Source organism: Bacillus sp. FSL R5-0523, from assembly GCF_037975295.1.
Classification (GTDB): domain Bacteria; phylum Bacillota; class Bacilli; order Bacillales; family Bacillaceae; genus Bacillus; species Bacillus subtilis.
Genome location: NZ_CP150251.1, coordinates 1,933,423 through 1,953,793 on the forward strand (window position 1 = coordinate 1,933,423; position 20,371 = coordinate 1,953,793).

Sequence of the window (20,371 nt, forward strand, 5' to 3'; positions counted from 1 at the left end):
GAGGTTATGATCATGAGTAAAGAATCTATTATTTTTGTCGGTCTGTTCACAGTGATTTTGAGCGCGGTTATCCTTATGCTGTCATATACAAGCAGCGACCAAGAGCTTAATCAGTATGTTAAAATAGAAGTCCAGCAAGGCGACACACTTTGGTCAATTGCTGATCAGGTAGCAGATACAAAAAAGATAAACAAAAATGATTTTATTGAATGGGTAGCTGATAAAAATCAACTTCAAACCTCTGATATCCAGCCGGGTGATGAGTTAGTGATCCCATTGAAAAAGAAGCATCAGGATGCATATGAATTAGCAACTGTAAGATAGAGAGGAAAGAGAGATAAAATGAAAGCACTCATTTATGCCCGCGTAAGCACAAATAAAGAACAGCAGGAAACGTCATTAAAGCGGCAGGAGGAGGAGCTTACGGCCATTGCAGCGGAGAACGGCATGGAAGTGGTCAAAGTGATTTCAGAAAAAGCCAGCGGATATGAAATGGATCGGGATGGTGTATTTGAGCTGCTTGATGAGATTAAGAACGCTGGAATTGATGTCATTTTGGTTCAGGATGAGACAAGGCTCGGACGGGGAAACGCAAAAATCGCACTGCTTCATTGTATTTATAGAGAAGGTGTGAAAGTCTATACAACGGCTCATAGAGGTGAACTGGAGTTATCGGAGGCTGACTCAATGGTCTTGGAAATCGTCAGCATTGTGGAAGAGTATCAGCGAAAGATTCACAACATGAAAATCAGACGGGGAATGAAACGTGCAGTAAAAAACGGTTTTAAACCGCAAAAAAACTTAAAAAACCAACATGGGAACAGTGGAAAAGAAAAAATAGAGGTGCCAATCTCAGAGATCGTCCGCCTGAGAGCGAATAAACTGACGTTTGCTGAAATCGCGGCTACCCTAAGAGGGTTTGGCTATGATGTCTCTAAAGCAACCGTTCACCGGCGTTTTCAGGAATACATAGAGAATGAAGAGACAGCAGAGTGAATCAGTTGTAAAACTTTTTTTGATCTAGTACTATATAGACAAAATGCAATAAAGGAGTTTAACATGATTTCAAACGCGAAAATTGCCAGAATTAATGAACTTGCTGCCAAAGCTAAAGCTGGCGTTATTACAGAAGAAGAAAAAGCCGAACAGCAAAAGCTCCGTCAAGAGTACTTGAAAGGTTTTCGTTCTTCTATGAAGAACACGTTAAAAAGTGTGAAAATCATTGACCCAGAAGGCAATGATGTTACACCAGAAAAGCTAAAAAGAGAACAAAGAAATAACAAACTTCACTAATATAAGAGGAATACGGCAATATCGTATTCCTCTTTTGCATATACTATAATCAAAACTCTTATGTGACAAAATTCAACAAGTTTCTCTCAAATTTAAGCTGAAACAGTTGAGAAAAAGTCGTCAGACATTTATGATGTAAGGGTACAACACATAAGGAAGGGGATTTTTATGGATACAATTGAAAAGAAATCAGTTGCTACCATTCGCACACTGTCAATAGACGCTATTGAAAAAGCAAATTCTGGTCACCCAGGGATGCCGATGGGGGCCGCTCCAATGGCATACACGCTGTGGACAAAATTTATGAACGTAAGTCCGGCAAACCCTGGCTGGTTTAACCGTGACCGTTTTGTTTTATCTGCTGGACACGGGTCAGCACTATTATACAGCATGCTTCATTTAAGCGGGTTTGATCTTAGTATTGAAGATCTTAAGGGATTCCGCCAGTGGGGCAGCAAAACACCAGGACATCCGGAATTCGGACATACTGCCGGTGTTGATGCTACAACAGGTCCGCTTGGCCAAGGAATTGCCATGGCAGTCGGTATGGCAATTGCTGAACGCCATTTAGCGGAAACATACAACCGCGATTCATTTAACGTAGTCGATCATTATACATACAGTATTTGCGGTGATGGTGATTTAATGGAAGGTATTTCTTCTGAAGCCGCTTCACTCGCAGGCCATCTTCAGCTTGGCCGTCTGATCGTACTATACGATTCTAATGACATCTCTCTTGATGGAGACCTCGACCGTTCATTCTCTGAAAACGTGAAACAGCGTTTTGAAGCAATGAATTGGGAAGTTCTTTATGTTGAGGATGGAAACAATATTGAAGAATTAACAGCGGCTATCGAAAAAGCACGCCAAAATGAAAAGAAACCTACATTAATTGAAGTGAAAACGACAATCGGATTCGGTTCACCTAACCGTGCCGGTACATCCGGTGTTCACGGTGCGCCGCTTGGTAAAGAGGAAAGCAAATTAACAAAAGAAGCTTATGCGTGGACATATGAAGAAGACTTCTACGTTCCGTCAGAAGTTTATGAGCATTTCGCTGCAGCTGTTAAAGAATCAGGTGAGAAAAAAGAACAAGAATGGAATGCTCAATTCGCTAAATATAAAGAAGTTTATCCTGAACTTGCTGAACAGCTTGAACTGGCAATCAAAGGAGAGCTTCCGAAGGACTGGGATCAAGAGGTTCCTGTGTATGAAAAAGGAAGCAGCCTGGCATCCCGTGCATCTTCCGGTGAAGTTCTCAACGGACTTGCGAAAAAAATTCCTTTCTTTGTCGGAGGTTCTGCTGACCTAGCGGGATCGAACAAAACGACTATTAAAAATGCCGGTGATTTTACAGCGGTTGATTACTCAGGCAAAAACTTCTGGTTTGGTGTACGTGAATTTGCGATGGGTGCAGCCTTAAACGGTATGGCGCTTCATGGCGGTCTTCGTGTATTCGGCGGAACTTTCTTTGTCTTCTCTGATTACCTGCGTCCTGCGATTCGCCTTGCAGCGTTAATGGGCCTTCCTGTGACATATGTCTTCACACATGACAGTATTGCGGTAGGTGAAGACGGTCCGACGCACGAGCCTGTTGAACAGCTTGCTTCACTCCGTGCGATGCCTAACCTTTCTTTGATCCGTCCAGCAGACGGCAATGAGACAGCAGCAGCATGGAAGCTTGCAGTGCAAAGCACTGACCACCCAACAGCGCTAGTGCTTACACGTCAAAACCTTCCTACCATCGATCAAACATCTGAAGAAGCATTGGCAGGAGTAGAAAAAGGTGCATATGTCGTTTCTAAATCTAAAAACGAAACACCTGATGCTCTTCTCATCGCTTCCGGATCAGAGGTAGGTCTTGCAATTGAAGCGCAGGCTGAATTGGCAAAAGAAAATATCGATGTTTCTGTTGTCAGCATGCCTTCAATGGACCGTTTTGAGAAACAATCTGATGAATACAAAAACGAAGTCCTTCCTGCAGATGTGAAAAAACGTCTTGCAATTGAAATGGGCTCATCATTTGGATGGGGCAAATACACAGGGCTTGAAGGTGACGTTCTCGGCATAGACCGATTCGGTGCATCTGCTCCTGGTGAAACCATCATTAACGAATACGGCTTCTCAGTTCCGAACGTAGTGAATCGAGTTAAGGCATTAATCAATAAGTAAGCTTTTGAAAGAGGATGAGTCAAATCATCCTCTTTTTCTTGTTTATCCGACAAAAATAGTATTGGCTGTTTAACAGTAATAGACAATTCTTTCTTTTCTTCTTTTGTATAATAGAGAGCAAATGAAATGCTGCTGGAAAAGGGGATGAAAAGATGGAACGTCACTACTATACGTACCTGATCAAAGAGGAATTTGCCAATCACTATTTCGGCCGGGAATCGGTTATGTTTGAGCTGTTTCAAGACTATCATTGGACAAGCCTTGAAAAGCAGCAGTATGAAATGACAGAGAAACAGATTCAATATATTACACAACCAATCCCGATTTTACATATGCATCAGCGGTTAAAAATGAATTTAAACAAGACGGATTACAGGCAGCTGGATTATATTTATAGAATAGCTTTGCCGAAAGCAAAAGGCCACGCGACGTTTATGATGAAGGAGCACATGATAGAAATTGTGGCTTCGGGAGATTACGAGGCAGAAACGATATTCTTTGAAGTGTTAAGAAAAGTAAGCCCTTGCTTTTTAGCAATGGATTTCAATTCGAAGCGTTACGGATGGCTAAATCCGGTGAAAGAAAGAAATTTTGTCTAAAACCGAAGAAAAAGAGATGTAAATGTTGTATAATAGCTTTTGGTTTAGTACACTTTAAACTAGACAACATGAAGGAGGAAATAAAATGACTTTATGGGTTGGCATCCTAGTGGGCGTTGTTGCATTGCTCATAGGTGTTGCACTCGGGTTTTTTATTGCTCGTAAATATATGATGAGCTACCTGAAAAAGAATCCGCCTATTAATGAACAAATGTTACGCATGATGATGATGCAAATGGGAATGAAACCTTCTCAGAAGAAAATCAATCAAATGATGAAAGCCATGAATAATCAAACGAAATAATACGTAAAGATTATGATATAGAGAAACATGGTTATAAAATAAAAAACCCTTATACGGGTTTTTTATTTTGCAATCATTCATCACCCGCTACTGCTCGAAGGCGCTGCTTTTGATATTGTATGAGAAGATGGTCAAGCTCCTGACTGAGCTCTATCGTAATATGAGATGTCATTCCGTTCGCCATGACAATTTGCAGCAGCTCTGCTCTTTTTTTTTCAATTTCTTTTAATAGATGCTCTCTAATCACAGGGATGTATCCTTTCATACATTAGATCTTCAAAGTGAATGTTTATATTATATCCATATTTATACTAATTTTCAAATGAGAAGGAGTATAATGTCTCAATGTCAAATTAAATTATATAAGTTTTTTCTGAAAATAGAAATCCTTCAAGTGAAAGTGTTAAAAAAATGAAATGATTTTGTCATAACTTGAAGGAATGTCAAATCATGAAGGGATGATGACATGGGAGACGTGAATTATTTTTTGACATTCGGTGCGGGGTTTTTATCCTTTATTTCGCCTTGCTGCCTGCCGCTTTATCCAGCTTTTTTGTCATATATTACAGGGGTCAGCATGGACGATGTAAAAACAGAAAAGCTGCTGCTGCAGAAAAGAAGCCTGTTTCATACTTTGTGTTTTTTGCTTGGCTTTTCAGTCATTTTTATTGCTTTAGGCTATGGAACATCTTTTATTGGCAGCCTGTTTAGGGATTATCACGATGCGATTCGGCAAATTGGCGCGTTGCTTATTATTTTGTTCGGTTTCATTACACTCGGTGTGTTCCGGCCTGAGGCTATGATGAAAGAGCGGAGAATCCATTTTAAGCATAAACCAACCGGGTTTTTAGGGTCGGTCTTAATCGGAATGGCATTTGCAGCTGGATGGACACCATGTACCGGTCCGATATTAGCTGCTGTTATCACACTTGCAGGCACCAATCCGGGTTCAGCGGTGCCATACATGATGTTATATGTACTCGGTTTTGCGGTACCGTTTCTTTTATTGTCTTTTTTTATCACAAAGCTGAAGTGGATAAGGAAGAACCAGCTTTTCATTATGAAAGCTGGCGGCGTTTTGATGATTGTGATTGGTGTGCTGTTATTCTTTAATTGGATGAGCCTGATCATTATTTTGCTGTCAGATCTTTTTGGAGGCTTTACTGGTTTTTGACGGTAAATTACTTTCGTACTACTACTAATCCTTTTGTTTTTGGTACAATAAGACTATTATCTGTGGAAATCGATTGTTGGAGGGGAATATGACAAGAGTTTTAGTTGTAGACGACGCCAAGTTCATGAGAGTGAAAATCAGAGAGATCTTGGAAGAGGCAAATTACATAATCGCAGGCGAAGCGGCGGACGGTGAACAAGCAGCGGACCTGTATAAAAAACTGCGACCGGACCTTGTGACAATGGATATTACAATGCCGGTGAAAAACGGCATAAAAGCGCTTCGTGATATCTTAACCTTTGATCCTAAAGCGAAGGTCATCATGTGCACCGCCATGCGCCAGCAAAGAATTGTAACGGAAGCAATTGAGCTGGGGGCAAAGGATTTTATTGTTAAGCCGTTTGAGGAAACAAAAGTGCTGGAAGCTGTAAGCCGCGTTATGGGACATTAAAGTCATTTCTTTTCAAAATGGTTTTTTTTATTGTTTTGGAGTATAGTATATAGTATCAACACTCCGAGAAACAAAGGAATGATAAATATGATGATTATAGTTTCATCGATTATTGCTGTGTTAATGGCTGTAGCTGTGATGGTGGTCAGAATAAAGTCCTCTGACAAGCCTGTTTCACCAAAAAAAATCATTCTTCCGCCGATTTTTATGAGTACGGGAGCGTTAATGTTTTTATTTCCAGTATTTTGGGTAACTGGTGCAGAGTTTTTGGAAGCATTCACTTTAGGTGTGATTTTCTCTATTTTTCTAATCAAAACTTCTAAGTTCGAAATTAAAAATAATGAAATTTACATGAAACGCTCTAAAGCATTTGTTTTTATATTAGTCGGTCTTTTGGTGATCAGAATTGTGATGAAATCAATCTTGAGCACATCAATCGATTATGGTGCACTGAGCGGAATGTTTTGGATTCTGGCTTTCGGTATGATTGTGCCTTGGAGAATCGCCATGTATTTATCATATCGAAAACTTCATAACGAGCTGCAGTCAGCTAATATTCAAATGAATTAAAAAACCTTTCCTCTTGTCAGGAAAGGTTTTTTATTTGAGAAGGGTCTGATAAGGTTCCAAATCGATTTTTTTGTCCCGCAGATGCCTTTTTAAGAAGGTATGGTCTCTTTTAGGAGTTGCGAGAATATAGCCTTTGATCATAAGTTGCTGATCAATCTTTGCTACCTTTTCTTTTAATGCAAGCTCACCGATTTTGCCTGCGATTTTGGCTTTTGCTGCATCTCTGAACAGCTCTGGCACCGGCGCAGTCAATTCATCTAGAAACTGTTTGTTTTCATCGTTCCATAAATGTCTGCTGTTTTCAATATAGTAATCCTGCCAATCAAGCTCTGATCTGCCGTCCTCTTTTGGTAAACGCTTTAAAAACTTTCGAAACATGAAAAAACCGCCGATTGATAATAAGACTACCATCATGATCACCCAAAACAGAATAAACCATAAAAACCATCCTTCCAGCATCAAGCATTCCCCCTTATTCTAACCATATTGTATACGAAGAGAGATTAGAAGAACACAGTAAAAAAAGAATAGAAAAAAGTGATAGACGTCTAGTCAAAAGAGATAGTAGATCATATTCTATTGTATAGTGAATCTGCTATTTGGCCATGGGAGAGTCACTAGAGGGTATTTGACGATAAATGGACGGAAAAAAAAGTCACTTTCATAATAGGGGATGAAAGTGACTTTTTATGTTTAGCTGAGAGGAAATTGAAGAGAAAAAGAAGAGCCATCTTCTGTTTCTTTATTGACGGCGACTGTGAGTATTTGATTTTCGCATTCGGCTTGAATGGTTTTGTCATTAAAATAAAAAGGAAGCATCATTTGTTTTTCAAAAGTCTGTCCTGACGATTTGACAGTTAAGATGAACTCGCATCCAGAAAGGGTAACTGTTACTTGTGTAGGCTGTAAAAAAGTCAGATCCGCTTCTATAATATACTGCTGACTTGTTTCATATAAATCAATAGGCAATGTTTCGTCGTACCAGGCGAAGGGGTCTTCAAAAAATTGCCGAAGCCATTCATCCATACTATCGAAATCATTCGCATCGTTGCGTTTTGAATGGTTCATGGAAGCATTCCTCCACATATCAACCTTGCTTAACATCATATGCGGTGGATTATAAATGGGTGAACGCATAAAAAAACAGACACTAAGGTCTGCTTTTCTTACATATCATGGCTTGAGTTGTGCTTTTGTCTTGTATGGTTTCGGTTCTTTACTTTTTTGCTTCCGCTTAGAGGCTCGGGTTGTCCGGGATTGTGTCCTTTAGGGGCGTTTTTATGCATATCTTTACTTGTATTCTTATTGGTCATAAATTGAGAACCTCCTTAAAAGAGTTCGGTGTTATTGATTGGTTTTTCTTTTTTTGTTATTTTGGCGTTCTGCTTCAGTCAGTACAAGCTGGTCGTTTTCAATATAGCCGGCGCCTTTGCCTTGGCTTTTTGCGTCATTCATTCCGTTAATGACGTGATTCGCTTTTCTTTTGACCATCATTATCACCTCAATCATAATATGGCTCCTTTTATTGTGTTATATGAGAGAGCGTAAACAGTAAAAATTACCGGTACATTTTTCTCATAAGTCGAACTTATTGTATTTAATAAAAACATTGATATTTACTTATGTATGATTTTGTTTTAATATGAAATTGTGAGAAAATTGTGATGGAATGTAATGTTCATCTGAGAATGATCTGATCTGAAGGGGGATTTTGGAGAATGGCAAACGAGCAAAAAACTGCAGCAAAAGACGTTTTCCAAGCGAGAAAAACGTTTACTACAAATGGGAAAACATATCATTACTACTCTTTAAAAGCGTTAGAAGATTCAGGTATAGGAAAGGTTTCGAAGCTTCCTTATTCCATCAAAGTTCTTTTAGAATCCGTATTGCGTCAAGTTGACGGCTTCGTTATCAAAAAAGAACACGTGGAAAATTTGGCAAAATGGGGAACTGCCGAATTAAAGGATATCGACGTTCCGTTCAAACCGTCTCGTGTTATTTTACAAGACTTCACAGGGGTTCCGGCAGTAGTAGATCTGGCTTCACTGCGTAAAGCAATGGCAGCTGTCGGCGGAGATCCTGATAAAATCAACCCTGAAATTCCTGTTGATCTCGTTATCGACCACTCTGTACAGGTAGATAAAGCGGGTACAGAAGATGCATTAGCAGTAAATATGGACTTGGAATTCGAAAGAAATGCAGAGCGCTACAAATTTTTAAGCTGGGCAAAGAAAGCGTTTAACAATTATCAGGCAGTGCCGCCTGCAACAGGTATTGTGCACCAGGTCAACCTTGAGTTCTTGGCAAGTGTTGTCCATGCCATTGAAGAAGACGGCGAGCTTGTAACGTATCCTGATACGCTTGTCGGAACAGACTCACACACAACAATGATTAACGGTATCGGTGTTCTCGGCTGGGGTGTCGGTGGAATTGAAGCTGAAGCGGGAATGCTTGGACAGCCTTCTTACTTCCCAGTTCCAGAGGTAATCGGCGCGAAACTTGTCGGCAAGCTTCCAAACGGAACAACAGCTACTGACTTGGCGTTAAAAGTAACACAAGTGCTGCGCGAAAAAGGCGTTGTCGGTAAATTTGTTGAATTCTTCGGGCCAGGAGTTGCTGAACTGCCGCTCGCAGACCGCGCAACAATTGCGAATATGGCTCCGGAATACGGTGCTACATGCGGATTCTTCCCAGTAGATGAAGAAGCGCTTAACTACCTGCGCCTGACTGGCCGTGATCCTGAACATATTGATGTTGTTGAAGCATACTGCAGAAGCAATGGCTTGTTCTACACTCCTGATGCGGAAGACCCTCAATTTACTGATGTGGTTGAAATTGACCTGTCTCAAATTGAAGCAAACTTATCGGGTCCAAAGCGTCCTCAGGATTTGATCCCGTTATCTGCTATGCAGGAAACGTTTAAAAAGCACTTAGTCAGCCCTGCAGGTAACCAAGGATTCGGTTTAAATGCTGAGGAAGAAAATAAAGAAATTAAGTTTAAACTCCTTAACGGTGAAGAAACAGTTATGAAAACGGGTGCGATCGCCATTGCTGCGATTACAAGCTGTACAAATACATCAAACCCATACGTTCTGATCGGCGCCGGACTGGTAGCGAAAAAAGCGGTTGAGTTAGGGCTTAAGGTGCCTAATTACGTGAAAACGTCACTTGCACCGGGTTCTAAAGTTGTTACAGGATATCTTGTGAATTCAGGCCTTCTTCCATACATGAAAGAGCTTGGCTTTAACCTCGTTGGGTACGGCTGTACAACATGTATCGGGAACTCAGGTCCGCTTTCACCGGAAATCGAAGAAGCGGTTGCGAAAAATGATCTTCTGATTACGTCTGTCCTTTCCGGAAACCGTAACTTTGAAGGACGTATTCACCCGCTTGTTAAAGGCAACTATCTTGCTTCACCGCCGCTTGTTGTGGCATATGCGCTGGCTGGAACGGTAAACATTAACTTGAAAACTGATCCAATCGGTGTGGGCAAGGATGGTCAAAACGTATACTTTAATGATATTTGGCCGTCAATGGACGAAATCAATGCACTTGTTAAGCAAACTGTTACGCCAGAGCTATTCCGCAAAGAGTATGAAACAGTATTTGATGACAACAAGCGCTGGAACGAAATTGAAACAACAGATGAAGCTTTATATAAATGGGATAGCGAGTCAACTTACATTCAAAATCCGCCATTCTTCGAAGAAATGTCTGTTGAGCCAGGCAAGGTTGAACCATTAAAAGGTTTGCGTGTTGTCGGTAAATTCGGCGATTCAGTCACAACTGACCATATTTCTCCTGCGGGGGCAATCGGAAAAGATACGCCTGCCGGAAAGTACTTGCAAGAAAAAGGTGTTTCTCCTCGTGACTTTAACTCCTACGGTTCCCGCCGCGGAAACCATGAAGTCATGATGAGAGGAACATTTGCAAACATTCGCATCAAAAACCAAATTGCACCGGGTACAGAGGGTGGATTTACGACGTACTGGCCGACTGGTGAAGTAACATCCATCTATGATGCGTGCATGAAATACAAAGAAGATAAAACTGGTCTTGTCGTATTAGCAGGAAAAGACTATGGTATGGGATCTTCACGTGACTGGGCTGCAAAAGGAACAAACCTTCTCGGCATCAGAACGGTCATTGCAGAGAGCTTCGAAAGAATTCACAGGAGCAACCTTGTATTCATGGGTGTGCTGCCGCTTCAGTTTAAACAAGGTGAAAATGCGGATACACTCGGCTTAACGGGTAAAGAAGTCATCGAGGTAGATGTTGATGAAACAGTTCGTCCTCGTGACCTTGTGACTGTAAGAGCAATCAATGAAGACGGCAATGTAACAACTTTTGAAGCAGTCGTCCGCTTTGATAGTGAAGTTGAAATTGATTACTACCGCCATGGCGGCATCCTTCAAATGGTGCTTCGTGAAAAAATGAAGCAGTCCTGATGAATACAATAGGAAGAGAAGGCATTTCGCTTTCTCTTCTTTTTATGACACAATTTATGACACAATGTGCTGCGGAGGTGGCATATGCTGAAAAAATGGTTCGCAGGGATTCTGCTTATCATGCTTGCCGGTTATACGGGATGGAATTTATATCAAACATACAGCAAAAAAGAAGTCGGAATTCAAGAGGGGAAACAAGCACCTGATTTTACTTTGAAAACGCTGTCAGGAGAGAAAAGCTCTTTACAGGATGCAAAAGGCAAAAAAGTGCTGCTCAATTTTTGGGCAACTTGGTGTAAGCCGTGCCGTCAGGAAATGCCTGCGATGGAAAAGCTGCAAAAAGAGTACGCCGACAAACTTGCGGTTGTTGCGGTAAATTTCACTTCAGCTGAGAAAAGTGAGAAACAGGTCCGAGCGTTTGCTGATACGTATGATTTAACGTTCCCCATTCTGATTGATAAAAAAGGGATCAATGCTGACTATAACGTGATGTCATATCCAACGACATATATCTTAGATGAAAAAGGTGTTATCCAAGACATACACGTTGGCACCATGACAAAAAAAGAAATGGAACGAAAACTGGATCTTGATTAGATTCAGTTTTTTTTATGCTCAGATATGCTTACAAGTTTTCAGAATTGGAAAAAATAAAAGAATATGCGGAGGTGAGAAGCGTGAAGAAGATGAGAAAACGTTCTTTTCATGAGCTCGTCATGGAAAACAAAAAAGAGCTGATGACCAATACAGAGTATTTAAATCAGCTTGAGGAAAAGCTTGAACAGCGATTTAAGCAAAAATAACCTTTAATTTGTATTCATGTTTACCCCTCCTTTTGAGAAACCTATCTGTTGAGGAGGGATAAACATGGGAAACAACAAGAAAAACGGTCAGCCTCAATATGCTCCAAGCCACTTGGGTACAAAGCCTGTAAAATATAAAGCCAATAAAGGGGAAAAAATGCATGATACTTCAGGTCAGCGGCCGATCATCATGCAGACAAAAGGCGAGTAGCGAAAAATCGAGTTTATTTCTAGGAGGTACATCCGAATGACAAAGAACCAAAATCAATATCAGCAGCCTAATCCTGATGATCGCTCTGACAATGTGGAAAAATTGCAGGATATGGTTCAAAATACAATTGAAAATATAGAAGAAGCAGAAGCATCAATGGAGTTTGCTTCAGGAGAAGATAAACAGCGTATCAAAGAAAAAAATGCAAGACGCGAACAGAGCATTGAAGCGTTTCGTAATGAAATACAGGACGAATCTGCAGCGAGACAGAACGGATACCGTTCTTAAAAAACCAGGGAAACCTGGTTTTTTTCTTTCTGATTTGGTTATGGTAAAATGGGGCTAAATTGACGTTAAGGGAGCAGAGTAATCTTGCATGTATCAAAAAAAGAAATAGAAGTGCGTTATGCAGAAACAGATCAAATGGGGATTGTCTATCACGCAAATTATCTTGTGTGGATGGAGGTCGGCAGAACGGCCTTAATTAAGGACTTAGGCTTTTTATATAGTGATATGGAAAAAAGAGGCGTTCTGTCCCCAGTCGTTGATATCAACATTTCCTATAAAAAGCCGCTTCATTACGGAGAAACCGCGGTTGTACATACATGGATAGAGGAATATAACGGCTTTAAAACCGTCTATGGTTATCACATTTATAATCCGGCCGGTGAGCTTTCCATCAAAGCCACTTCATCTCATATTTGTGTGGATAAAGAAAGCTTTAAGCCAATTCAATTCCGCAAAGCTTTTCCTGATTGGCACACAGCATATGAAAAGGCCAAAAAATAGGGAAGTGAACGGGATATGGCGTTTGGTGTGAAACGGGAGGAACTTAACCGGTGGAAACAAGCAGTGAAAAGAGGAGAAATCGCATTTTTAACACATTACTGGCTGGATGACCGATTTCCAGAAGCAAGGACTGTGACAAAAGCCGGCTGTGCAGACATTGATAAGCTGGTTCAGTGGGGAGCGGCGTACGGGTTAAAAAAAGAATGGATCCATAAGAAAAGTGAATTTCCTCACTTCGATCTGCTGGGTGAAACACAAAAATATATTTTAGAACAAGAAAACCTAACCGATCATCTTATACGATTTCATTTGTAAAAAAAGAACGCACATGATGTGCGTTCTTTTTTATTGGTATTCAAAAACCGGTTCATTAGCGTCTTTTGAATAGCTGACGAGAAGGTCGTGGTTATCAAAGTACCATAAATCACTTTCTTCAATAAAGAAGGTAATGCCGTCAGCTTCTGCAGTGACTCCAGCCTCTTGTGGGGCATCTTTCGCTACACCGAGAGAAAAACCCTTTTGAACGTTGCTGCAGCCTCCATAGCGGACGAAAAAGCGAACCTGGTCTCCGCTTTCCAAATCGAGTTCTTCTTTATACCAGTTCAATGCGTCTTCGTTAATTGTCATATTCATAACAGAACACCCCTTTGTTCTTCATTTGAATTTTCTCTATTATAAACGTATTAGGCTATTCTGTGTCAAAAGAGAAGTTTTTTAAGCTTATAGCCATTTTACTTTAGGTTCTGTTTTATTGATAATTCGTTTAATGTTCGCTCGGTGTCTGTATATCACAAAAATAGTGAGCAGGGTAACGACAATCAATAAATACGTATCATGGACAAAGAAGCTATATATAACAGTATAGATCCCTGTTAACATCGATGAGAGAGAAACAAATTTAGTCAGGTATAAAAAGATGAAGAATACCGCAACCATCGTGACAAATAACAGGGGTGCGTAAAACAGCAAAACGCCTCCTGATGTCGCCACGGCTTTACCGCCTTTAAATTTGGCGAAGATGGGAAACACGTGGCCTAAAACCGCAAAGACTCCTGCAAGAAGCGGGTGAATATCAACATGCATGAGAAAAGGCAATGCAGTTGCCAGTGTCCCTTTCAAAATATCTCCGGCTATGACGACCGAACCAGCTTTTACACCTAATGTACGGAATGCATTGGTAGCGCCTAAGTTGCCGCTTCCGTGCTCCCGAATATCAATTCCCTTGGCAAGCTTGCCCACAATTAAGCCAGATGGAATGCTGCCTATCAAGTAGGCCAAAATAATCAATAAAGCAATTAACATCTACATTTCTCCTTTTTCAAATTCCCTTCTTTTTATTTTAACATGAGATGTCATGATCTGATGATAAGTTTTTTTGTAAAGTTTGCTTACAAATCCAATCAAACATGCATCATATTTTGATTTCTCCTGTTTTGATCGTGTAAAATAAGTGAAAAAGGAGTGACACACGATGCAAAACCCTTCTAAAGCGGAAATTAAAGAGATTCTTCAAAGAAGCAAACGTATAGCGGTAGTAGGGCTTTCAGACCGTCCGGATAGAACATCACATATGGTTTCAAAAGCAATGCAGGACGCAGGTTATGAAATTATCCCTGTGAACCCGACAATTGATGAGGCGCTAGGTGTCAAAGCCGTTTCATCTTTAAAAGAGATTGATGGTCCGATTGACATCGTCAATGTATTCAGGCGCTCAGAACAGCTTCCCGGAGTGGCGGAAGAGTTTTTAGAGACAGATGCGCCAGTATTTTGGGCACAGCAAGGGCTAGTTAATGAGGAAGCATACCAGATGCTAAAAGAAAAAGGCAGAACGGTTATCATGGATCTGTGCATAAAAGTGGCACACGCTGTAACAAAATAGGTGCAGAACTGCAAAAATCCTTGTAAATTCAAGGATTTTTGCTTTTTAATTTTAAGATATTGTTTGCGTATTACGGTGAAACAGATACAATAAAGCTTGAACAGCTTTTTTTGAATACCTTGTCCAGCTGGGTTTCGGCCGTTCGATTTGCGAAGGTCTGCTGCTTTATATATAATAAACAAACATACGTTCTCATAGTGTAAAAACAGCACTAGCCGATGTTTTGAGAAGAACTGATTCGTTAGCTCTATGTTGCGATTGCAAACATATTGGTTATAATGAAGAGTCCAAGGCAGTACTGGCTCGAGGCGAGGTTTATAAAAAATATCTTATATACAAATGATGTGTAACACTGAAAAAGAGAAAGACAATGTTAGTTTTTGAAAGGGGTTTGTACGTTTGGCTAGAAAACAGCAATTTGATTACAACGAAGATGCCATACAGGTGCTCGAAGGCCTTGAGGCTGTCAGGAAAAGGCCGGGTATGTATATTGGCTCCACTGACGCGCGGGGTTTGCACCACTTGGTTTATGAAATTGTAGATAACTCTGTCGACGAGGTGCTTGCCGGCCATGGAGATCACATAATCGTCAAAATACATAAAGACAATAGTATTTCTGTACAGGATAGAGGCCGCGGCATGCCGACCGGAATGCATAAGCTCGGCAAACCAACCCCTGAAGTGATTTTAACGGTGCTTCATGCCGGAGGAAAATTCGGCCAAGGCGGCTATAAGACAAGCGGCGGGCTCCACGGAGTTGGTGCATCAGTCGTGAATGCTTTATCTGAATGGCTGACGGTTACCATTGAGCGGGACGGTTTTGTCTATCAGCAGCGATTTGAAAATGGAGGAAAACCGGTTACATCTCTCGAAAAGATCGGCAAAACAAAAAAGACGGGAACTCTTACACACTTTAAGCCAGATCCAACGATGTTCAGCACAACCACTTATAATTTTGAAACGCTCTCTGAGCGCTTAAGAGAGTCTGCGTTTTTGTTAAAAGGACTGAAAATTGAGCTGATTGATGAACGCAATGACCAGCATGAGGTCTTTTATTATGAAAACGGCATAGAAGCGTTTGTTGCTTATTTAAATGAAGAAAAAGACGTCTTGTCTGAAGTGGTCTCGTTTGAGGGTGAGCATCATTCTATAGAAGTGGACTTTGCGTTCCAGTTTAACGATGGTTATTCTGAAAATATTTTGTCGTTTGTCAACAATGTCAGAACAAAAGACGGCGGGACGCATGAGTCAGGTGCAAAAACTGCGATGACGCGTGCTTTTAATGAATATGCGCGAAAAGTGGCTTTGCTGAAAGAAAAGGATAAGAACCTTGAAGGCACCGATATAAGGGAAGGGCTTTCAGCCATTATTTCTGTCCGCATTCCTGAGGAGCTTCTTCAATTTGAGGGACAAACAAAAGGAAAGCTCGGTACCAGTGAAGCAAGATCAGCGGTTGATGCGATTGTTTCAGAGCAGCTTGCTTACTTTTTAGAGGAAAATCGGGACACCGCAACGCTTCTTGTCAAAAAAGCAATCAAGGCGAGTCAGGCGCGCGAAGCGGCACGCAAAGCCCGTGAAGAAGCAAGAAGCGGCAAAAAACGAAAAAAATCAGAAGCGACTTTAAGCGGAAAGCTGACGCCTGCGGGTTCAAGAAACCCGGCAAAAAATGAATTGTATCTCGTTGAGGGAGATTCAGCAGGCGGGTCAGCCAAACAGGGAAGAGACCGCAGATTCCAAGCGGTTCTGCCTTTACGCGGTAAAGTCATTAATACAGAAAAAGCTAAGCTTGCTGATATCTTTAAAAATGAAGAGATCAATACGATCATTCATGCGATCGGCGGGGGAGTCGGAGCAGATTTCTCAATCGATGACATCAACTACGACAAAATCATCATTATGACCGATGCCGATACTGACGGCGCCCATATTCAAGTGCTGCTTCTTACCTTTTTCTATCGCTATATGAAACCGCTCATTGAGCATGGCAAGGTGTTCATTGCACTGCCACCTTTATATAAGGTCAGTAAAGGAAGCGGGAAAAAGGAAATCATTGAATATGCATGGTCTGATGAAGAGATGGGTGATGTCCTGAAAAAAGTCGGCAAAGGCTATACCATTCAACGATATAAGGGTCTTGGAGAGATGAACGCAGACCAGCTGTGGGAAACGACGATGAATCCTGAGTCCCGCACACTTGTTAGGGTCAAAATTGACGATGCGGCACGTGTAGAGAGACGTGTAACGACGCTAATGGGAGACAAAGTAGAGCCGCGCAGAAAGTGGATTGAGAAAAACGTCGCTTTCGGCTTAGATGAAGAAAGCAATATTTTAGAAAATGAAAACTTATCGGTCGCTGAGGAGGTTTAATGATTGTCACAGCCAGAATTATTTCATGATTTACCATTAGAAGAGGTGATCGGCGACCGTTTTGGACGCTACAGTAAATATATTATTCAAGACAGGGCGCTGCCCGATGCGAGAGACGGCTTAAAGCCGGTACAGCGCAGAATTCTGTATGCAATGCATACAGATGGAAACACGTTTGATAAAAACTTCAGAAAAGCGGCCAAAACGGTCGGTAACGTCATCGGTAACTATCATCCGCACGGTGACAGCTCGGTTTATGAAGCAATGGTACGGATGAGCCAGGATTGGAAAGTTCGTAATGTGTTAATCGAAATGCATGGAAACAATGGAAGCATCGACGGAGATCCCCCGGCAGCCATGCGTTATACAGAGGCACGATTATCTCCGATTGCATCTGAGCTTCTTCGGGATATTGACAAAAACACGGTTGAATTTGTGCCGAACTTTGATGATACAAGCAAGGAGCCTGTCGTACTCCCGGCGATGTTTCCTAACCTATTGGTCAACGGATCTACCGGGATTTCAGCAGGATACGCGACCGACATTCCCCCTCATCATCTGGGAGAAGTCATTGATGCTGTCATTAAGCGTATTCAAATGCCATCTTGCTCTGTTGATGAACTTATGGAAGTCATTAAAGGGCCTGATTTTCCGACAGGCGGTATTATTCAGGGCGTTGACGGGATAAGAAAAGCTTACGAAACCGGAAAAGGAAAAATCATTATCCGCGGAAAGGCTGAAATTGAAACAATCAGAGGCGGACGAGAACAAATTGTCATTACTGAAATTCCATTTGAAGTAAATAAAGCAAACCTTGTAAAAAAAATGGACGAGTTCCGTATTGATAAAAAGGTTGAAGGCATCTCAGAGGTTCGTGATGAAACGGATCGAACAGGGCTGAGAGTGGTCATTGAACTGAAAAAAGAAGCTGATGCCAAAGGCATTTTGAATTTCTTATACAAAAATACTGATTTGCAGATCACATATAACTTCAATATGGTGGCTATCCATAACCGCCGTCCGATGCTGATGAGCCTGCCGTCTATTTTGGATGCATATATCGGACACCAAAAGGAAGTTGTCACAAACCGGTCCGTTTACGAGCTTCAAAAAGCAAAAGACAGACATCATATCGTAGAAGGGCTCATGAAAGCTTTGTCTATTTTGGATGAAGTGATTGCAACAATCCGTTCTTCTAGCGATAAACGTGACGCTAAAAACAATTTGATCGCCAAATATGAATTTACAGAGCCTCAGGCTGAAGCCATCGTGTCATTGCAGCTATATCGTTTAACCAATACAGATATCACAGCGCTTAAGGAAGAGGCAGAAGAGCTCGGTAAAAAAATTGAAGAGCTCGAATCTATTCTGAGCAATGATAAAAAACTGCTAAAAGTGATTACAAACAGCTTAAAAGCACTGAAAAAGAAATATGCAGATACGAGACGCTCCGTGATTGAAGAAAAAATTGAAGAAATTAAAATCAATCTCGAGGTCATGGTTGCATCTGAGGATGTATATGTAACTGTTACGAAGGATGGTTACCTAAAACGGACGAGCCAGCGCTCATTTGCCGCTTCCAACGGTCAGGATTTCGGAATGAAAGATACGGACAGGATGCTGCATCAGTTTGAAATGAATACGACTGACGTGCTGCTGCTCTTTACGAACAAAGGAAGCTATATCTATTGTCCTGTTCACCAGCTGCCTGATATCAGGTGGAAGGACATGGGCCAGCATTTTTCAAATCTGATCACTATTGACCGTGATGAAACGATTGTAAAGGCCATACCGATAAAAGAATTTGATCCGTCGGCATATCTTCTATTCTTTACGAAAAACGGGATGGTGAAAAAGACAGAGCTTACCCATTATAAAGCACAGCGTTATTCTAAGGCACTTGTAGCCTTAAATCTGAAGGGTGAAGATGAACTGATCGATGTACATGTAACAAATGGGGAAAGCCAGATCTTTATGGCCACTCACTTAGGGTACGGCCTATGGTTTGGAGAAGACGAAGTGAATGTAGTTGGCGCGCGTGCGGCAGGTGTCAAAGGGATTAACTTAAAAGAGGATGACTTTGTTGTCTCTGGTGAGATCCTTCAGCAATCTGATTCAATTGTCTTGTTCACACAGCGGGGAGCGGTAAAACGCATGAGTCTTTCTGAGTTCGAGAAGACATCCCGTGCAAAACGCGGTGTCGTAATGCTAAGGGAACTGAAAAAGAATCCTCACCGTGTTGTAGCACTGTTCGCTTGCGGTCTTGAACAGCGACTAATGGCAGAAACAGAAAAAGGCGACAGAAAAGAACTGCAGGCAAAAGAGTTGCGGACAAACGACAGATACAGCAATGGCTCTTTCTTTTTTGATGAAGAGGAATCAGGCAAGGTTACAGCTGTTTGGCGCCTTCATACAGAACAATAATAAAAAACCCGCTCATACTATACGAGCGGGTTTCGTTATTTTTTATCAGCTTTCATGGTTGGTGAATAGATCTGTTACAGCATGAATGACTTCAATCCCCTGCCATACAAATAAATTCAGCGCTGTGAAAGAAAATAAGCCTAAAATCACCATTCTTAAGATAAACAACATGTTAAACAGCCTCCTCATATTTTCGTTACATAATCGGGTGATGTTGAACATGAAGTTTGCCGAAATAAGACGATTGATAAAATTTGGCCAGTATAAAGCTTTTTTTCCGCTGACGTCTGCGGGAATATCCCGTACTTTTGCTTTCAGCGGTCAGCAGCAGAACAGCCATTGCCCATAAAGCGGTCAGCGTAAATGCCCCTGTGATGGATTTCTTCTCATCATCAGCATTTTGGCCGGCTTTCATTTCATGCATTTCCTGCTGGTCGGCTACGGCTTTATAATGATGGCCGATATCAAAGGCGTGGGGAATTGAGAGCAAATGAAAACTGGCAATCGCCAAGAATAAGATGGATGCTTTCAATATCGTTACTTTTTTCAAATGATCTCCCCCTCCTTTAATATTACTGAATATTTTTATAATAATACCCCAATCCATCCTAAAAGTAAACCTGATTTATTAAATTTAAAAATAAATTTAACCTTGTTAAGTATATATCTTTTTGCTTATTTTTGAAAGAGAAAACTTCTTTTATTAGCATATGTATACCCGGTTTATGGTGTGAATAAAAACATATTTTAAATGATATGTTTGTTGTTTAGGGTTTATTACTTTATTTAAGAGCTAAATCATAGGGAAGGCAAGAGAATGGGAAGAAATCATTACATTGTTAATAGGGCACTCTTAATTAAATGCCAGCTTGCAAGGAATGTTTTTA

At 41.1% G+C, this 20,371-nt stretch carries 28 protein-coding genes; 19 read left to right on the forward strand and 9 right to left on the reverse strand.

Translation table 11 applies throughout. The annotated features are described in order from the left end of the window. The first annotated feature begins 6 nt into the window (after positions 1 to 6). From yneA to NYE53_RS09720, 6 genes are all read left to right on the forward strand, one after another. A complete protein-coding gene (gene yneA / locus NYE53_RS09695) occupies positions 7 to 324 on the forward strand; it encodes a cell division suppressor protein YneA (RefSeq protein WP_339248399.1) in 318 nt (105 codons plus the stop codon). 18 nt (positions 325 to 342) lie between these two features. Further along, positions 343 to 996 (forward strand): recombinase family protein, encoded by a 654-nt coding sequence (locus NYE53_RS09700; protein ID WP_015714011.1) that lies wholly within the window; start codon positions 343 to 345, stop codon positions 994 to 996. Between the two features lie 63 nt (positions 997 to 1,059). Beyond that, positions 1,060 to 1,293 carry a DUF896 domain-containing protein gene (locus NYE53_RS09705; RefSeq protein ID WP_003231595.1) on the forward strand — a complete coding sequence of 78 codons (234 nt, stop codon included), beginning with the start codon at positions 1,060 to 1,062 and terminating at the stop codon, positions 1,291 to 1,293. 168 nt (positions 1,294 to 1,461) lie between these two features. After that, positions 1,462 to 3,465: a transketolase gene (gene tkt, locus NYE53_RS09710; RefSeq protein ID WP_003231593.1), complete on the forward strand. Its 2,004-nt coding sequence runs from the start codon at positions 1,462 to 1,464 to the stop codon at positions 3,463 to 3,465. Positions 3,466 to 3,617: 152 nt separating this feature from the next. Then, entirely contained in the window at positions 3,618 to 4,064 is a 447-nt protein-coding gene (sirA, locus tag NYE53_RS09715) for a sporulation inhibitor of replication protein SirA (protein WP_003231591.1), read from the forward strand. Between the two features lie 85 nt (positions 4,065 to 4,149). Then, positions 4,150 to 4,368: a YneF family protein gene (locus tag NYE53_RS09720; protein WP_003221221.1), complete on the forward strand. Its 219-nt coding sequence runs from the start codon at positions 4,150 to 4,152 to the stop codon at positions 4,366 to 4,368. A 73-nt stretch (positions 4,369 to 4,441) separates the two neighbouring features. On the opposite strand, the gene ynzD is transcribed toward NYE53_RS09720, so the two are convergent. After that, on the reverse strand, positions 4,442 to 4,615 hold the full coding sequence (gene ynzD, locus NYE53_RS09725) for an aspartyl-phosphate phosphatase YnzD (protein WP_010886518.1): 174 nt from the start codon (positions 4,613 to 4,615) through the stop codon (positions 4,442 to 4,444). Positions 4,616 to 4,834: 219 nt separating this feature from the next. Here ynzD and ccdA point away from each other — a divergent pair, with 219 nt between their 5' ends. The 3 genes from ccdA to NYE53_RS09740 all read left to right on the forward strand — a co-directional run bounded on the left by ccdA (position 4,835) and on the right by NYE53_RS09740 (position 6,563). After that, positions 4,835 to 5,542, forward strand: a complete 708-nt coding sequence (gene ccdA, locus NYE53_RS09730) for a cytochrome c-type biogenesis protein CcdA (protein ID WP_251188433.1) — start codon at positions 4,835 to 4,837, stop codon at positions 5,540 to 5,542. 88 nt (positions 5,543 to 5,630) lie between these two features. Beyond that, positions 5,631 to 5,993 (forward strand): response regulator, encoded by a 363-nt coding sequence (locus NYE53_RS09735; protein WP_003245707.1) that lies wholly within the window; start codon positions 5,631 to 5,633, stop codon positions 5,991 to 5,993. 78 nt (positions 5,994 to 6,071) lie between these two features. Further along, positions 6,072 to 6,563 carry a CcdC family protein gene (locus NYE53_RS09740; protein ID WP_148961712.1) on the forward strand — a complete coding sequence of 164 codons (492 nt, stop codon included), beginning with the start codon at positions 6,072 to 6,074 and terminating at the stop codon, positions 6,561 to 6,563. A gap of 30 nt (positions 6,564 to 6,593) precedes the next feature. Here NYE53_RS09740 and yneK read toward each other — a convergent pair whose 3' ends face one another. The 4 genes from yneK to sspO form a co-directional block, all read right to left on the reverse strand. Further along, positions 6,594 to 7,022, reverse strand: a complete 429-nt coding sequence (yneK, locus tag NYE53_RS09745; RefSeq protein WP_003231580.1) for a DynA interaction protein YneK — start codon at positions 7,020 to 7,022, stop codon at positions 6,594 to 6,596. A gap of 234 nt (positions 7,023 to 7,256) precedes the next feature. Further along, complete coding sequence (cotM, locus tag NYE53_RS09750) at positions 7,257 to 7,649, reverse strand: outer spore coat protein CotM (RefSeq protein WP_015251997.1); 393 nt, start codon at positions 7,647 to 7,649, stop codon at positions 7,257 to 7,259. A gap of 80 nt (positions 7,650 to 7,729) precedes the next feature. Next, complete coding sequence (locus NYE53_RS09755; protein WP_003221237.1) at positions 7,730 to 7,876, reverse strand: small acid-soluble spore protein P; 147 nt, start codon at positions 7,874 to 7,876, stop codon at positions 7,730 to 7,732. A gap of 31 nt (positions 7,877 to 7,907) precedes the next feature. Next, positions 7,908 to 8,054 (reverse strand): acid-soluble spore protein SspO, encoded by a 147-nt coding sequence (gene sspO / locus NYE53_RS09760; RefSeq protein WP_003244839.1) that lies wholly within the window; start codon positions 8,052 to 8,054, stop codon positions 7,908 to 7,910. A 227-nt stretch (positions 8,055 to 8,281) separates the two neighbouring features. On the opposite strand from sspO, the gene acnA reads away from it, so the two are divergent. The 7 genes from acnA to NYE53_RS09795 all read left to right on the forward strand — a co-directional run bounded on the left by acnA (position 8,282) and on the right by NYE53_RS09795 (position 13,129). Continuing rightward, positions 8,282 to 11,011 carry an aconitate hydratase AcnA gene (acnA, locus tag NYE53_RS09765; protein WP_339248403.1) on the forward strand — a complete coding sequence of 910 codons (2,730 nt, stop codon included), beginning with the start codon at positions 8,282 to 8,284 and terminating at the stop codon, positions 11,009 to 11,011. Between the two features lie 84 nt (positions 11,012 to 11,095). Beyond that, positions 11,096 to 11,608: a redoxin domain-containing protein gene (locus NYE53_RS09770; protein WP_339248405.1), complete on the forward strand. Its 513-nt coding sequence runs from the start codon at positions 11,096 to 11,098 to the stop codon at positions 11,606 to 11,608. Between the two features lie 80 nt (positions 11,609 to 11,688). Continuing rightward, positions 11,689 to 11,814 carry an FbpB family small basic protein gene (locus NYE53_RS09775; protein ID WP_003244964.1) on the forward strand — a complete coding sequence of 42 codons (126 nt, stop codon included), beginning with the start codon at positions 11,689 to 11,691 and terminating at the stop codon, positions 11,812 to 11,814. Between the two features lie 64 nt (positions 11,815 to 11,878). Next, positions 11,879 to 12,025: an acid-soluble spore protein SspN gene (sspN, locus tag NYE53_RS09780; RefSeq protein ID WP_003231569.1), complete on the forward strand. Its 147-nt coding sequence runs from the start codon at positions 11,879 to 11,881 to the stop codon at positions 12,023 to 12,025. Between the two features lie 36 nt (positions 12,026 to 12,061). Then, on the forward strand, positions 12,062 to 12,313 hold the full coding sequence (tlp, locus tag NYE53_RS09785; protein WP_003231568.1) for a small acid-soluble spore protein Tlp: 252 nt from the start codon (positions 12,062 to 12,064) through the stop codon (positions 12,311 to 12,313). A gap of 84 nt (positions 12,314 to 12,397) precedes the next feature. Then, positions 12,398 to 12,814, forward strand: a complete 417-nt coding sequence (locus NYE53_RS09790; RefSeq protein ID WP_017696516.1) for a YbgC/FadM family acyl-CoA thioesterase — start codon at positions 12,398 to 12,400, stop codon at positions 12,812 to 12,814. 15 nt (positions 12,815 to 12,829) lie between these two features. Next, positions 12,830 to 13,129, forward strand: a complete 300-nt coding sequence (locus tag NYE53_RS09795) for a hypothetical protein (RefSeq protein WP_024571429.1) — start codon at positions 12,830 to 12,832, stop codon at positions 13,127 to 13,129. 30 nt (positions 13,130 to 13,159) lie between these two features. Here the strand turns inward: NYE53_RS09795 and NYE53_RS09800 are convergent, their stop codons facing one another. Further along, positions 13,160 to 13,447: a HesB/YadR/YfhF family protein gene (locus NYE53_RS09800; protein ID WP_047182678.1), complete on the reverse strand. Its 288-nt coding sequence runs from the start codon at positions 13,445 to 13,447 to the stop codon at positions 13,160 to 13,162. Positions 13,448 to 13,534: 87 nt separating this feature from the next. Continuing rightward, positions 13,535 to 14,116, reverse strand: coding sequence for a glycerol-3-phosphate 1-O-acyltransferase PlsY (gene plsY / locus NYE53_RS09805; RefSeq protein ID WP_339248408.1), 582 nt, complete (start codon positions 14,114 to 14,116; stop codon positions 13,535 to 13,537). 169 nt (positions 14,117 to 14,285) lie between these two features. On the opposite strand from plsY, the gene NYE53_RS09810 reads away from it, so the two are divergent. The 3 genes from NYE53_RS09810 (at position 14,286) to parC (ending at position 19,484) form a co-directional block, all read left to right on the forward strand. Further along, on the forward strand, positions 14,286 to 14,693 hold the full coding sequence (locus NYE53_RS09810) for a CoA-binding protein (protein ID WP_003245606.1): 408 nt from the start codon (positions 14,286 to 14,288) through the stop codon (positions 14,691 to 14,693). Positions 14,694 to 15,092: 399 nt separating this feature from the next. Continuing rightward, positions 15,093 to 17,060: a DNA topoisomerase IV subunit B gene (gene parE, locus NYE53_RS09815; RefSeq protein WP_014479944.1), complete on the forward strand. Its 1,968-nt coding sequence runs from the start codon at positions 15,093 to 15,095 to the stop codon at positions 17,058 to 17,060. A gap of 3 nt (positions 17,061 to 17,063) precedes the next feature. Next, positions 17,064 to 19,484: a DNA topoisomerase IV subunit A gene (parC, locus tag NYE53_RS09820; RefSeq protein WP_014479945.1), complete on the forward strand. Its 2,421-nt coding sequence runs from the start codon at positions 17,064 to 17,066 to the stop codon at positions 19,482 to 19,484. A gap of 45 nt (positions 19,485 to 19,529) precedes the next feature. Here parC and NYE53_RS09825 read toward each other — a convergent pair whose 3' ends face one another. Both NYE53_RS09825 and NYE53_RS09830 read right to left on the reverse strand, forming a co-directional pair. Then, complete coding sequence (locus NYE53_RS09825; protein ID WP_003231548.1) at positions 19,530 to 19,655, reverse strand: hypothetical protein; 126 nt, start codon at positions 19,653 to 19,655, stop codon at positions 19,530 to 19,532. Positions 19,656 to 19,680: 25 nt separating this feature from the next. Then, positions 19,681 to 20,034 carry a hypothetical protein gene (locus tag NYE53_RS09830; protein WP_014476950.1) on the reverse strand — a complete coding sequence of 118 codons (354 nt, stop codon included), beginning with the start codon at positions 20,032 to 20,034 and terminating at the stop codon, positions 19,681 to 19,683. Between the last annotated feature and the right edge of the window lie 337 nt (positions 20,035 to 20,371).